This window comes from Trueperaceae bacterium (assembly GCA_019454765.1).
Lineage (GTDB): Bacteria > Deinococcota > Deinococci > Deinococcales > Trueperaceae > JAAYYF01.
In genome coordinates this window covers 49,633-62,370 of the sequence record JACFNR010000008.1, presented here as the reverse complement: position 1 = coordinate 62,370, position 12,738 = coordinate 49,633, and the positions used below count along the sequence as shown (strand labels likewise).

12 protein-coding genes are annotated in these 12,738 nt (G+C 71.5%); 1 reads left to right on the top strand and 11 read right to left on the bottom strand.

Annotation, left to right across the window (positions count from 1 at the left end):
* Positions 1-316: 316 nt before the first annotated feature.
* The 8 genes from H3C53_04260 to H3C53_04225 all read right to left on the bottom strand — a co-directional run bounded on the left by H3C53_04260 (position 317) and on the right by H3C53_04225 (position 8,283).
* Positions 317-1,402: a thermonuclease family protein gene (locus H3C53_04260; GenBank protein MBW7915888.1), complete on the bottom strand. Its 1,086-nt coding sequence runs from the start codon at positions 1,400-1,402 to the stop codon at positions 317-319.
* Positions 1,403-1,464: 62 nt separating this feature from the next.
* Positions 1,465-2,247, bottom strand: coding sequence for a metal ABC transporter permease (locus tag H3C53_04255; GenBank protein MBW7915887.1), 783 nt, complete (start codon positions 2,245-2,247; stop codon positions 1,465-1,467).
* Positions 2,248-2,288: 41 nt separating this feature from the next.
* On the bottom strand, positions 2,289-3,149 hold the full coding sequence (locus H3C53_04250; protein ID MBW7915886.1) for a metal ABC transporter permease: 861 nt from the start codon (positions 3,147-3,149) through the stop codon (positions 2,289-2,291).
* Positions 3,146-3,985 carry an ATP-binding cassette domain-containing protein gene (locus H3C53_04245; GenBank protein ID MBW7915885.1) on the bottom strand — a complete coding sequence of 280 codons (840 nt, stop codon included), beginning with the start codon at positions 3,983-3,985 and terminating at the stop codon, positions 3,146-3,148. The genes H3C53_04250 and H3C53_04245 overlap by 4 nt, the downstream gene beginning before the upstream one ends.
* Entirely contained in the window at positions 3,975-4,898 is a 924-nt protein-coding gene (locus H3C53_04240; protein ID MBW7915884.1) for a metal ABC transporter substrate-binding protein, read from the bottom strand. The genes H3C53_04245 and H3C53_04240 overlap by 11 nt, the downstream gene beginning before the upstream one ends.
* A gap of 197 nt (positions 4,899-5,095) precedes the next feature.
* On the bottom strand, positions 5,096-5,803 hold the full coding sequence (locus H3C53_04235) for a metal-dependent transcriptional regulator (protein MBW7915883.1): 708 nt from the start codon (positions 5,801-5,803) through the stop codon (positions 5,096-5,098).
* Between the two features lie 16 nt (positions 5,804-5,819).
* Complete coding sequence (locus H3C53_04230) at positions 5,820-7,751, bottom strand: long-chain fatty acid--CoA ligase (GenBank protein ID MBW7915882.1); 1,932 nt, start codon at positions 7,749-7,751, stop codon at positions 5,820-5,822.
* A 160-nt stretch (positions 7,752-7,911) separates the two neighbouring features.
* Positions 7,912-8,283 (bottom strand): gliding motility protein GldC, encoded by a 372-nt coding sequence (locus tag H3C53_04225; protein MBW7915881.1) that lies wholly within the window; start codon positions 8,281-8,283, stop codon positions 7,912-7,914.
* A gap of 93 nt (positions 8,284-8,376) precedes the next feature.
* Between H3C53_04225 and H3C53_04220 the strand changes: the two genes are divergently transcribed.
* Complete coding sequence (locus H3C53_04220) at positions 8,377-9,444, top strand: glucose-1-phosphate thymidylyltransferase (GenBank protein MBW7915880.1); 1,068 nt, start codon at positions 8,377-8,379, stop codon at positions 9,442-9,444.
* Between the two features lie 9 nt (positions 9,445-9,453).
* Here H3C53_04220 and H3C53_04215 read toward each other — a convergent pair whose 3' ends face one another.
* The 3 genes from H3C53_04215 to H3C53_04205 all read right to left on the bottom strand — a co-directional run bounded on the left by H3C53_04215 (position 9,454) and on the right by H3C53_04205 (position 12,427).
* Positions 9,454-9,972, bottom strand: a complete 519-nt coding sequence (locus H3C53_04215) for a cytochrome c (GenBank protein ID MBW7915879.1) — start codon at positions 9,970-9,972, stop codon at positions 9,454-9,456.
* Between the two features lie 422 nt (positions 9,973-10,394).
* Positions 10,395-11,912, bottom strand: a complete 1,518-nt coding sequence (locus tag H3C53_04210) for a cbb3-type cytochrome c oxidase subunit I (GenBank protein ID MBW7915878.1) — start codon at positions 11,910-11,912, stop codon at positions 10,395-10,397.
* The gene (locus H3C53_04205) at positions 11,912-12,427 is read right to left on the bottom strand and encodes a cytochrome c oxidase subunit II (protein ID MBW7915877.1); all 516 of its coding nucleotides are present in this window, start codon (positions 12,425-12,427) and stop codon (positions 11,912-11,914) included. Before H3C53_04205 ends, H3C53_04210 begins: the two co-directional genes overlap by 1 nt.
* Positions 12,428-12,738 lie beyond the last annotated feature (311 nt).

Genomic DNA, 12,738 nt, shown 5'->3' with positions numbered 1-12,738 from the left:
AGCTCACGGCGGTCGTTGCGCCCGGGCTCTGCTTCGAGGCGGACCACCTGCCGACCAGGCAACGATCTCTAGGGTTCCCTGCGCCGGTGGGTTGACCTCCTCGTCACCTCCCGCTGGCTACCATCGGTGGCACCAAGACGGAGGTGCGACGTGCAGCAGCAGTACCGGTACGAGTTCGAGCGGATCCTGGTTGGACGAGCCGCCGTTGGAAGCGTCAAGTTCGACGCCTACCGGGAGACGACCCTCGAGCGCGCGGCCAATGGGTGGCGTTTCGTGTCCGCCGTAACGCCTCCCGAGATCATGACCCTCGGGTCGCTCACCGCAGCCCCAGTCCGTCGAACGTGTCGCGCGGGTACTCGACCCACTCCGCGGCCGGGTCGAAGGGCGAGTACGCCTCGGGGTCGCCCGTGGTCACGCCGGCGGCGCGCCTGAGGGTGCGGTCCTTGGTGCGGACCTCGCGGCCCCAGTGACCACCCGCGGGCTCAACGCCCACGGTGCCGATGCGGTCGAGGGCCCCGTCGGGCCCGACCAACACCACGGCGTCGTCGCCGTTGAACCACCCGAACCCGCTGCGCTGGCTGAACGGCAGGCTCTCCACCGCGGCTCGCAGGTCCGCGCCCGCTCCCTCGTGCCACAGCACGAACGCGGCGCCCGGCGGCAGTTCCCCCACCAGCACCACGCTGAAGCCGGGGGTGGCGGCGCCGTTGAAGTACATCTCGACCCGCAGGCACGCCAGGTCGACGGTCGCCCCGGTGGCGTTGTGCACCTCGAGCGCCTTGTTGTTGCCGCTGCCCTCAACGTACTCGCTGAAGAACACCCCGCTCGTGGGGCAGTCGCCGGGGCCGGTGGCGGTGGCGCCCGCCCACATGCCGCGTTCCGCCGCCCGCGCCGCCCGCACCGCGGCCACGTAAAGCCCTGAGTAGCGGCTGTTCGGTTGGATGGTCATGGATTGCGCCAACCCCGACTGCGCCACGGCCAGGTTGACCTGGGCGTAGCGCCTGCCATCCTCCGTCACCCACTCTCCCCCGGCGTCGGGGTAGTAGACGTAGGCGAGCAGCCTCTCGTAGCGGTCGTACGGGGTGAGGTCGAGCTCGAGGTACACCTCGCGGCCCGCCAGGAGCTCGGTCAGGTAGGCGGCGGCCTCGGGCCCGTAGGGCTGAACGGCCTCGCCGGGCTTCTTCGTCTCGGGGGTGTCAACGCCGATGAGCCTCACCGGCAGGCTGGTCCTGTTTGCGCCCGTCGCGCCGCGCGTGCCGGCCGGGACGACCAGGCGCAGGGTGTCGCCGTCCACCACCCGGTCAACGCGGTAGGGCCCCTCGAGGCTCCCCTGCACCTCGTACGCCGCCGCGGTGGCGTGCGGGCGGCAGCCGACCAAGGCCAGGCCCGCCAGCAGCGCGAGCATGACCGTGAACCTCGTGAAGCCGGCGCGGCACATCCCCGTCAGGACCTGACCCCCGCCGCAGCCTACCGCGCCCGCGACCGCGCGGCGCTGAGCGCGGCCGCGCCCGCGAAGGCGAGCGCCAGTACCAGGACGATGGTCGGCGCCGGGTCGCTATCGACGAAGAACGAGGCGTACACGCCGAGGAAGCCCGCCGCCACCGCCACGAGCGTGGCCACCACGAGCATCCCGCGCAGGGTGCGCGACAGCAGGTAGGCGGTGGCGCCCGGCGCTATCAGCACGGCCACCACCAGGATGACGCCCACGGCCTGCAGCGCCGCCACCACCGTGAGCGCGATCAGCGCGAGGAGACCGTAGTGCAGCGCGGCGACGGGGAGGCCGGCGGCGCGGGCCTGCACCGGGTCGAAGGCGTGTAGCAGGAAGTCGCGCCACCTGAACGTGAGGGCGGCGGTGACGACGAGGGCGATGACGGCGGTCTGGACGACGTCGGCTCGGCCGACGCCCAGCATGTTCCCGAACAGCACGTGGTTCAGGTGCACGTTGGTCTCGATCTTGACGTACATGACGAGGCCGAGCCCGAACATGCCGGAGAACACGATGCCCAGGGCGGTGTCGTGCTTGATGCGGCTGTTGGCGCCCAGGTAGCCGCTGCCCACGGCCGCGACCATGCCGGCGAGGAAGGCGCCCACGGCGAGCGGCCAGCCGGCCAGGTAGGCGAGGACCACTCCCGGGAAGACCGCGTGACTGACGGCGTCCCCCAGGAGGGCCCAGCCCTTGAGCACCAGGAAGCACGAGAGGAGCGCCGCGGGCACGGCGACGAGCATCGTGATCAGGAACGCCTGGTTCATGAAGTCGAACCGGAACGGCGCCAGGAGGGCCTCCACCGCGCTCACGCCCCCGCCTCCCGCAGGGCGGCTCGGGCGCGGCGGCGCGCCGCCAGCACCCCGTGCTTGGGCGCGAGCACGAAGGCGGCGAGGAACACCGCCGTCTGCAGCACCACGATGACGCCGCCCGTGGCGCCGTCCAGGAAGTAGCTGGCGTAGGCGCCCACTAGGCTGGTCGCCGTCCCGATGGCTACGGCCACGGCGAGCAGGCGCGGGAAGCGGTCGGTGAGGAGGTAGGCGGTCGCGCCGGGCGTGACGACCATGCAGATGACGAGGAAGGCGCCCACGGTCTGCAGCGCCGCTACGGTGGCGGCGGCCAGGAGCGCGAAGAACGTCACCTTGAGCCTCGCCGGGCGCAGGCCGACCGTGCGGGCGTGGTTCTCGTCGAAGAAGACCAGGAGCAGGTCGCGCCACCGCAGCAGCAGCACGACCAGGCAGACCCCGCCGATGATGGCTAGCTGGAGCGTGTCGGCCGCCGTGATGGCGAGGACGTTGCCCATCACGATCGTCTGCACGTTCACGTGCACCGGCGACACCGACACCATGAAGAGCCCCAGGCCGAAGAAGGTGGCGAGTATCAGCCCGATGACGACGTCCTCCTTGAGCTTGGTGCGTTGGTTGAGGACGAAGACGGCCATGGCCGCCAGGAGGCCCGCGACGAACGCGCCGAGCGCGAAGGGCAGGCCGAGCATGTAGGCGCCGGCAACGCCCGGGACGACGGCGTGCGACAGCGCGTCGCCGATCAGCGACCACCCCTTGAGCATCAGGTAGCAGGAGAGGAAGGCGCAGACGCAGCCGACGAGCGCCGAGACCCACATGGCGTTGAGCATGTAGCCGTAGGCGAACGGTTCGAGCAGCGCGCTCACCCGAGGTGGCCTCCGCGCGGGACCCCCACGGCGCGAGGCAGCGGCACGACGTCGTCCCGGAGCGAGTGGGGCGTGGCCGCCGCCTCCCGGCCGGGCCCGAAGGTCGCCTCGAGGTTCTCGCGCGTGAACGTGGTCGCGGTGGGCCCGTGGGCGACGACCGTGCCCCTGACCATCACCACGTGGTCGCAGTAGGTCGGCACGGACGCCAGGTCGTGGGTGGAGACGAGCAGCACGCGCCCCTCGGCGCGGAGCTCGGCGAGGAGGGCGACGATGCTCGCCTCGGTGCCCACGTCCACGCCGCCGAACGGCTCGTCGAGGAGCACCACGCGTCCATCCTGCGCCAGCGCTCGCGCGAGGAACGCCCGCTTGCGCTGCCCGCCGGACAGCTCGCCGATCTGGCGCTTGGCGAGGGCGGTCATGCCGACCCGCTCGAGAGCGCTGGCCACGGCGGCGCGGTCGGCCGCTCGCGGTCGGCGCAACGGCCCCATGTGACCGTAGCGCCCCATCATGACGACGTCCTCGACGAGCACCGGGAAGTCCCAGTCGACCTCCTCCGCCTGCGGCACGTAGGCGAGGAGGTTCCGGCGCAGGGCGGCCGCCACGCTCGAGCCGAGGACCTCGATCTTCCCGCGCGCGGGTCGCACCAGGCCCATGATCGCCTTGAACATGGTCGACTTGCCCGCGCCATTGACCCCGACCAGCGCCGCCACGCTGCCGGTGGGGACCTCGAAGCCCGCGCCTCGCAGCGCGACGTGGCCGTTCCGGTAGGCGACCGTCAGGTCATCTACCCTCACGCCGCTGCCGGGTCGGCCCAGCGTCACCGCCTCACCTGCCATCCCCGAGGAACCCCGTCCTGATCGTCTCGACCGTCACCCGCAGGAGCTCCAGGTAGGTGGGGGCGGGGCCGTCCGCCGCCGTCAACGAGTCGACGTAGAGCACCCCGCCGTACCGGGCGCCCGTCTCCCTGGCGACCTGGCGGGCGGGCTTGTCCGGCACGGTGCTCTCGGAGAACACCACTGGCACCTGGTTAGCGCGCACCGTGTCGATCACGCGGCGCACCTGCTGCGGGGTGCCCTGGGCGTCGGCGTTGACGGGCCAGAGGTAGAGCTCCCGGAAGCCGAAGTCGCGCGCCAGGTACGAGAATGCCCCCTCGCTCGTGACGAGCCAGCGTTGCGCGGCCGGCACCGCCTCGAGCTCAGCGCGCAACGGGTCGATCACGGCCCGGATGCGCGCCCGGTAGGCGGCCGCGTTGGCGGCGTAGGTGGCGGCGTTGGCGGGGTCGTGGGCCGCCAGCGCCGCCTCGATGTTGTCTACGTACACGAGCGCGTTCGTGGGCGACATCCAGGCGTGGGGGTTGGGTAGGCCGTCATACTCGCCGCCCGCTATCGAGATGGGCTCGATGCCGCTCGTGACCGTGACGCTGGGGATGTTGCCGAGCTTCTCGAGGAAGCGCTCGAACCAGCGCTCGAGGCCGAGCCCGTTGTCAAGGATCAGGCCGGCGCCCTGGGCGCGGCGCAGGTCGCCGGGGGTGGGCTGGTAGTCGTGGATCTCGGCGCCTGGCTTGGTGATCGACTCGACGTCGGCGGCGTCACCCGCCACGTTGCGCGCCATGTCCGCTATCACCGTGAAGGTGGTGACCACCTTGAGCCTCTGTTCCGCGCCGGCGCCGGGCCAGGCCGCCAGGAGCGGGACGGCCAGCGCGAGCCGCGCCGCCACCGCCGCCACGCGTCTCGATGTCGTGAGCCTCATGTTGCCTCCGCGTTCCGGCTGCGCCACCGGCCTAGCCATCATTCGGGCGAGCTAGTCGCGGTGTTAGTCCTGCCTAATCTAGCGCTTCGGCGAGACTCAGTCAACCGGTCGACGCGAACGACCCGCGGCCAGCACCAGGCCGCAGCGTGCACGGACCCACCGCGCCGCCGCGCCACCGGCCGTTACCCTCGCTGTCGTCAGTCGTTCATGGGTTCGCCGAGCACCGCCGCCGCCAACTCGCGCGACAGGGCGAAGCGGCGCGCGGCACCGCCGACCGCGGCGGCGAGCTCCACGTGCACCAGGTTGCCGCCCGGCTCCAACGACCTGAGCAGCAGCTCGGCGCCCGGCACGACGCCGTTCGCCTCGAGGTAGGCGAGGACGGCGGCGTCCGTCGCGGCCACGCGACCGACCCGGAAGCGACCCGGCACCGGCCCGTCCGCCAGGGGGACGGCGGGCCCGGTCGGCACCGTGCCGTCGGCGCGCGGGATGGGCAGCCCGTGCGGGTCGAACTCCGGGTGGCCCAGGTGCGCCGCCAACCGCTCAGTGAACGAATCGGAGACCACGTGCTCCATGAGCTCGGCCTCGGCGTGCACCTCCTCCCACCCGAACCCCAGCTCGGTCACCATGAACATCTCCAGTAGCCGGTGACGCCTTACCAGCCGCAGCGCCTCCCTCAGGCCGGCTGCCGTCAGGGACGCCCCCCGGTACGGCTCGTACGTCACCAGGCCCGCCCCGCTCAGCTTGCTGAGCATGGCGGTCACGGACGGCGCCGTGACCCCCAGCTCGCGCGCGACCTCGCCCGTCGCCGCCACCCCCTCGCCCACCAACGACCAGATGGCCTTCAGGTAGTCGCCGACGGAACTCGAGACGGGCCCGGCGCCCCGGCCGGCCCCAGCCCCGTCCATCACGGCGGCGCCGCCCTCAGACACGGGCCCCGCCCCGACCCACCCCGGCCGGCTCTACCTCCACCTCGAGGAAGAGCGCCCCTGCGGGCGCCGGCGCCTCCGCGTAGAGCGCGCGCACCACCTCGCGGTTGTCGGCAACGACCTTGTCGCGCCTGATGCTCAGCTTGGGAGTGACCGACCCGTCCGCCATCGTGAGCACCTTGAGGAGAGCGGCGACGCGCTTGACGCTCGACCAGTCGGGCATGCCCTCGTTCGCCCGCCGCACGACCTCGCGCAGCTCGCCCGCCAGGCCGGGCTTGGCGAGGACCGCGGCATCGGCGCCGCCGTAGCGCGCCGCGAGCCCGTCGTGATCGAGGAACAGGAGCGCCGTGCAGTACTTCTCGCCCGAACCGACCACGATGGCGGTGGCGATGAGCGGGTTGGCCTCGAGCCTCTCCACGATGGGGTCCGGCATCACGTACTTGCCGGTAGAGAGCTTGAAGATGCTCTTGAGGCGCCCCGTTATCGACAGGTAGCCGTCGTCGTCGAGCGCGCCGAGGTCGCCCGTGTGGAACCAACCGTCCCCGTCGATCGCCTTGGCGGTCTCGTCGGGGTGACCGTAGTAACCGAGCATGACGTGCGGGCCGCGCGTGAGGATCTCCCCCTCGTCGTCCACGGCCATCTCCACGCCGGGGATGGCCTGACCCACCGTGCCGGGGCGGTTCCGCTCCGGGCGGTTGTAGCAGATGACCGGGCTCGTCTCCGTCAGGCCGTACCCCTGCAGCACCACGATGTGCGCCGCCGCCAGCCGGTTGACGAGCTCGGGGCGTAGCGCGGCGCCGCCCACGATGATCGTGCGCAGCCTGCCGCCCAGCGCCTCGCGCCACTTGGAGTAGACGAGCCTGTCGAGGAACCCGCGCTCGGCGGCCGCCAGACCCGTCGCGGGGTGCCTGACGTCGTAGGCGCCCGCGAAGGCCAGGGCCCGCGCGTAGAGCGCCTTCTTCACGCCCGTCAGGGTGTCGCCAACGGCCTCCATGCGCTCCCACGACTTCTCCAGCACGCGCGGCACGGCCGCCATGAAGGTGGGCTTCACCTCCTGCAGGTCCTCCCTCACCGAGTCGGTGGTGCCGAAGTAGACGCTCGAGCCGAAGTAGATGCTCGCGTACAGCAGCGTGCGCCCGAAGATGTGCGTGAGGGGCAGGAAGGAGAGCACCGTCTCGCCTGCCCCCTCGCGGTAGGTGGAGAGATCGGAGAGGGCGCCGATGGCGTTGCTCGTCAGGTTCTCGTGGCTGAGCATCACGCCCTTGGGGGCGCCGGTGGTGCCCGAGGTGTAGATGATGGTGGCGACGTCCTTCGGGTGGATCTCTGAAGCGAAGCGCGCGACGAGCTCCGGCTCGCGCGCGAGGGCCGCCTCGCCCTTCGCCTCGATGGCGTCAAGGCTCGTCACGAGCCGGCCGGCGCCGCTCCCCGCCGGGACCTGTCCGTGCGCCACCGCCAGGAACTTGATCCGGTCGAGCCCCGCCGTCACCCGCAGCATCTCGCCGAGGAGCGCCTCGTCGGACGCCAGCACCGCGGCCGCGCCGCTCTGCTCGACGATGTAACGCATGGCCTCGTGCGTGTGCGTGAGGTAGACGGGCACGTCGACGAGTCCGCCGATGAGGCAAGCCATGTCGGTGAGGGCGAAGCTGAGGTCGCTATGGACGAAGAGCGCCACGCGGTCGCCGCGCTCCAGCCCCATGGCGCGAAGGCCCACCGCCAGCGCCTGCGCGCGCCTCACGAAGTTGGCGTTCGAGTACGAGCGCCACGGCAGGCCGGGCCCCCCTGGCCGACCGGGAACCATGGAGACGCGCCCGTTGAAGGCGCGATCGTTGGGGCGCTTCTCGACCGCCTCAGCGAACAGCGATGGCAGTGTGCGCCCGAGCTCGAGCCTGCCCGGGCCGGGCGGGGCCACGGCACTCTTGACGATCATCTCGGCCCTCCTCGCGCCGCCGGCGGGGTGCGGCCGCGCCGCCGCCGCGCGCCGCCGGCACGTTCCGGCGAGTAAGGTGGCGGTCCAGGGCCGAACGCTACGGCTGTTCAGGTCAGCATAGCAGCGGAGCACCGGGGCCACGCCGCCGGGGCGACCCCGCCTAGGCGCTCGACCTAGGCGCCCCCGCCCGCGCCGCGTGCGCGTGCGCTGCGCGCGACGCCTTCTCGGCGAAATCGCGGGCGAACAGCTTGATCTCGCTGGCCAGCCCGGCGTCGTTCGTGGCCTTCTTGTAGGTATCGGCGACGGACAAGAACGTCTGGAACAGGAAATCGTTCATGTCGTCAACCGAGAGGTCCTTGACCCACAGGTCGATGCGCAGTGCGTTGCGCTTCTCCTGGTCCCACAGCGCCAGGATCATGGCGCCGGCGGCGTGCACGCCCGGCTCGGGCGAGTCGTCGGCCTGCCAGCGGATGGCCTCGACCCCACTGTCGTCCATGTCGACGGTGAGGCGGATGTCGGAGGAGGTCGGCATGCCAGCATCGTACCCGCCGTCGCTCAACCGGCACGGTATCTTCTTGGTAGCGAGTCAGACCGGCGCGCGCGGCGGTCGACAGAGGGAGCGACGATGAAGGGTCTCATCCTGGCAGCCGGCCTAGGCACGCGGCTTCGTCCCATCACCAGCCTCAAGCCCAAGCCGACCATCACGGTGGCGAACAAGCCGCTCATCCATCACGCGGTCGACAACCTTGTCGCCGCCGGCGTGACCGAGATCGGGGTGGTCGTCAGCTACCTGACCCTCAACTCCATCAAGGAGACCCTGCAGGGTTACCCGGGGGCGCGCTTCGAGTACATCATGCAGAGCCCGCCGCAGGGGCTCGCTCACGCGGTTCAGGTGTCGCGCGCCTACCTCGGCGACGAGCCGTTCGTCATGTACCTGTCCGACAACCTGTTCGAACGCGGCATCACGACGTTCGTGGACCGGTTCCGCGCCAACGGCAGCAACGCCGTACTGGCGCTCGTGCCCGTCACGTACGACGCCGCCAAGTCGCTGGGCGTCGCCGTGGTCGAGGACGACAAGATCACCCGCCTCGTCGAGAAGCCCGCCGACCCGCCCAGCACGCTCGCCGTGGCGGGCGTCTACGTCTTCGACGCGCGCATCCACGACATGATCGAGGGCCTCGCCCCCGGCGCCAAGGGCGAGTACCAGATCACCGACGCCATCCAGCGCCTCATCGAGGCCGGTGGCGTCGTGGCGCCCGTCACGGTGACGGGCTGGTGGAAGGACACGGGCCAGCCCGACGACATCCTCGACGCCAACCGCCTGCTGCTCACGCACCTGCAGCGCGACGTGCAGGGCGAGACCGTCAACGCCACCCTGGTCGGCGAGGTGGTCGTCGGCCCCGGGGCGGTCGTGAAGGACACGACCATCTTCGGCCCCGCCATCATCGGCGCGGGCACCAAGGTCGAGCGCGCCTACATCGGGCCGTTCACGGCCATCGGCGACGGCTGCGAGGTGCGCAACGCCGAGCTCGAGTACTCGGTGGTCGGCAACCGCAGCGTGATAGACGGCGTCAAGCCGCGCATCCAGGCCAGCCTCATCGGCGAGGACGTGGTCATCACCGGCCACGACTCGCGCCCAGCCACCCACCGCTTGGTGGTGGGCGACGAGAGCCGCATCAGCCTGCACGAGTAGGCCGGGCCGTCAGGGGAGGTCGAGCCCCTGCCTGAGGGCGTGGACCTCCTGCGGCGTCAGCTGCTTGACGCGCGCGGCGGCGAACTCCGCCGCCGTGACGGGCTGCTGGCCGGCGGGGAGGGCGTTGCCCCAGGACCCGGCCACGTAGTCGAGCACGGCCGCGAGCTCGTCGTCGCCCAGGTGGCCCCAGGCCGGCATGACGCCGTCGTAGGTCCGCCCAGCCACGGTTATCGAGCCCTGCAGGCCGTAGAGCAGCACGTGCTCGACGTACTCGCGCCCACCGGGCGCCGCGAGGAGCTGCGGCAGGTGGCCCGCCAGCGGCGGGAACGCGCCTGGCAGGCCCGTCCCCTGCGCCTGGTGGCACGGCACGCAGTTCTGGTAGACGGTCGCCCCGTCCACCGGCTGCGCGCCGGCGGGAGAGGCACCGCCAGGGGACGTGGCGGTGGGGGTCGCGACCGCCAGCGTCGACGCGGGCAGCGTGACGGGCGGCGGGGTCACGCCGAAGCCGAAGGCGGCGGCCCAGGCCATGGCGGTGGCCATGCCGCCCAGGAGCCAGCCCGTGCCGCGCGAGAAGCGCCAACCCGCGAACGTCGTGATGGCGGCGAGGACGATGAACACCCCGTGCTCGGCCATGTGTAGGAGCGGCCGCTCCTCGATGTACTCGTAGGTGGACGGCCACATCGCGAACATGATGGCGAGCGGCGCCGCGATGGCCGGCAGCAGCCAGGCGTTGGCGCCGTGCCCCGTCCCCGCGGCCGGGCGCGCGCGGCCACGCGCGAGGGCGACGCCGAGCAACGCTCCCCCGAGCACGAAGAACGCGTGTTGGATGTGGTGGTTCCTGATGCTCACGTCGGGATCGGGGAGGCCGAGGTGCAGGGCCGCCACGACGATCGCCACGACCCCCAGTCCCACGAGGACGTAGGTGGTGGCGGCGCTCCTAGTGGTCCTCGTCATCGGAGGCTCCCCCTCTCGGCCGGCTCACCGGCGCGCTGCCCAGCGCGCTGTCCAGCGCGCTGTCCGGCGCGCCACAGGCGCAGGCCCTCGACGAGCGCGACGATCAACCCGCACAACAGGACGATGGCGCCGATGGAGCCGGTCCGCGCGAGGAGCGGGCCGGGGTCCGGTTCGATGGAGTAGCGGCGCGGCACCCCCGCCGCACCGGCCACGTAGAACGAGGCGATGAAGAGCGCGGCGCCCCCGAAGACGGTGGCGCCCACCAACCACCGGGTGGCTATCGAGCTGCGACCGCCGCGCTCCTCGACGCGGTGGAACACCCAGCCGAGCGCGAAGAAGAGCGAGGCGCCCAGCAGGTAGTTGTGGAAGTGCGCGGGCACCCAGAGGGTGTTATGGAACCGGACGTTGAAGGGGACGCTCGAGTCGAGCAGGCCGCCGACGCCGCCCACGATCCAGCCGGCCATGCCGGCGTACATGAAGATCGAGCCGAGGCTCCACCTGATGCCGGAGCGCCACACGAGCAACAGGCCGCCGTAGACGGTGACGACGGCCACGGGGATGGCCGAGAAGTAGGAGGCGAACTCGCCCACGTACTGCACGCCAACGGGCTGCGCGAAGTCCATGTAGAGGTGGTGGAAGTAGGCGATGAGGAGGAAGAGGAGCGTGCCCCACCAGCCGATGGCGAAGACCGCCGAGGTCTTCCACTCACGGTTCGTGTAACGCGGCAGGCCGACGTACACGAAGGCGAGCAGCAGGTAGATGATGAAGTTGGCGATGTCGTGCCCGAAGAAGTAGGTCAGGTTCTTCGCCCAGAGCGGGTCGAGTGGGACGGTCGGGTCCACCCAGTGGACGAGCAGGGCGGCGCCGAGCAGCATGCCGGCGCTCGACATGAACAGCCCGTCGAACGAGATGACGAGTGCGGGGAGCATCTGAGCGGGGGGCGCCTTCCTCCCGGACGCCTTGAAGGCCGCCGGGTGGAACACGACGTCCCACGCCAGGGCGCCCCTCAGCCCACCGTAGGTGCGCAGGAGCGCCTCCAGGATCTGCAGCGACCACACGGTCCAGCCGGCCGTGATCAGCATGATGCCGATGAGGAAGGCGCCCGTCGACCACCACGGCCACACCGGGTTCACGAACGGGAGCGGGTAGAGGAAGGTCCAGGCCGTGGCGAACTTGCCGACCATCGTGGCGATCAGCACGAGCACCACGCCGGCCAGGATCAACCCGTAGGTCCAGTAGCCGAGCGCCGCGTTCATGGGCGTCTCGCGCCGCACCAGGTACCAGATCCCGCCCATCCCGCACAGGAGGAGGGCGGTGATCATGCCCGCGCCGTGCAGCGTGAGGAGCGAGTAGAAGTCGAGGGTGCCGAGGTGGAGCCACCCGGCCTGCACCATGCGCATGCTCAGCCCGGCCAGCATGAGCACCCCGGCCAGCCCCAGCCCGCTCGTGAGGTAGAGCCGCATCATGCGGGGCCCGCTGCGGTCGCCCGGCGCGTCGATCGACATCGTGGCCATCACCGGACCTCGAACTTCGCCTGCATGACCGGGTGACCGAGGCCGCAGTACTCGAGGCAACGGACCGTGTACTGGCCCGGCTCGTCAAAGGTGAGCTCCAGGTGGTTCACGTAGCCCGGCATGGCCTGCACCTGGCCGATGAGCGCCTCGTGCGGGTCGTAGACGGCGAAGCCGTGGTTCACGTCGGCGGCGGTCACGTCGAAGACGACGTGAGCGCCAAGGGGGATGACGCCGGGCAGGTCGTCGAACGAGAACTGGCGTGCCGTCACGGGGACGTGGGCGGGCTCGCCGGCGGCCTGCGCCTTGCCGTACGGGAAGAAGGGGATGGTCACCGCGAAGCCCACGGCGAACACGGCCACCAGCAGCAGGAACCACCAGCGCCGGATGGCGTAACCGCGCGCCTGCACCGCCGCTTGGGCCTCGACGGGCCCGCGCGACGCGAGCGCCACCACCAGGAAGACGGCCAACACCGCCGCCGCCAGGACCGAATAACTGACCAGGATCCTGCTCTGCAAGTCCACCGCGGCCTCCCTCTCGGTGAAATGGCCGCTTCGCTCGCCGCGCCGACCCGACCTCGCGTCGGTCGGCGTTCGCTTACCGGACCTCACGTGCGCTCCAGCGCACCCGAGCGGGCGGCCGAGGCCGCGCCACTCCACTTGGCCCCGAGTCTAGTCCCGGCTCACCGCGCGCCCGGGTGCAGATGAGGCTTCGGCTGCAGGCGCGCCGCTACGGGTGCGCCCCATCGGGCGCGCCCCATCGGGCGCGCCGGTTCGGGCGCGCCGGTTCAGGCGCGCGTCAAGAGGAGCCCCCCGCGAGCCGGCACGAG

Excerpts from the sequence above, each read along its gene's own strand:
- H3C53_04240 (MBW7915884.1), bottom strand. The coding sequence starts at position 4,898 with ATGAGGCTCACGACATCGAGACGCGTGGCGGCGGTGGCGGCGCGGCTC.
- H3C53_04225 (MBW7915881.1), bottom strand. The coding sequence starts at position 8,283 with ATGCCGACCTCCTCCGACATCCGCCTCACCGTCGACATGGACGACAGT.
- H3C53_04245 (MBW7915885.1), bottom strand. The coding sequence starts at position 3,985 with ATGGCAGGTGAGGCGGTGACGCTGGGCCGACCCGGCAGCGGCGTGAGG.
- H3C53_04260 (MBW7915888.1), bottom strand. The coding sequence starts at position 1,402 with ATGCTCGCGCTGCTGGCGGGCCTGGCCTTGGTCGGCTGCCGCCCGCAC.
- H3C53_04230 (MBW7915882.1), bottom strand. The coding sequence starts at position 7,751 with ATGATCGTCAAGAGTGCCGTGGCCCCGCCCGGCCCGGGCAGGCTCGAG.
- H3C53_04220 (MBW7915880.1), top strand. The coding sequence starts at position 8,377 with ATGAAGGGTCTCATCCTGGCAGCCGGCCTAGGCACGCGGCTTCGTCCC.
- H3C53_04215 (MBW7915879.1), bottom strand. The coding sequence starts at position 9,972 with ATGGCCTGGGCCGCCGCCTTCGGCTTCGGCGTGACCCCGCCGCCCGTC.
- H3C53_04255 (MBW7915887.1), bottom strand. The coding sequence starts at position 2,247 with ATGAACCAGGCGTTCCTGATCACGATGCTCGTCGCCGTGCCCGCGGCG.
- H3C53_04235 (MBW7915883.1), bottom strand. The coding sequence starts at position 5,803 with ATGGACGGGGCTGGGGCCGGCCGGGGCGCCGGGCCCGTCTCGAGTTCC.
- H3C53_04210 (MBW7915878.1), bottom strand. The coding sequence starts at position 11,912 with ATGGCCACGATGTCGATCGACGCGCCGGGCGACCGCAGCGGGCCCCGC.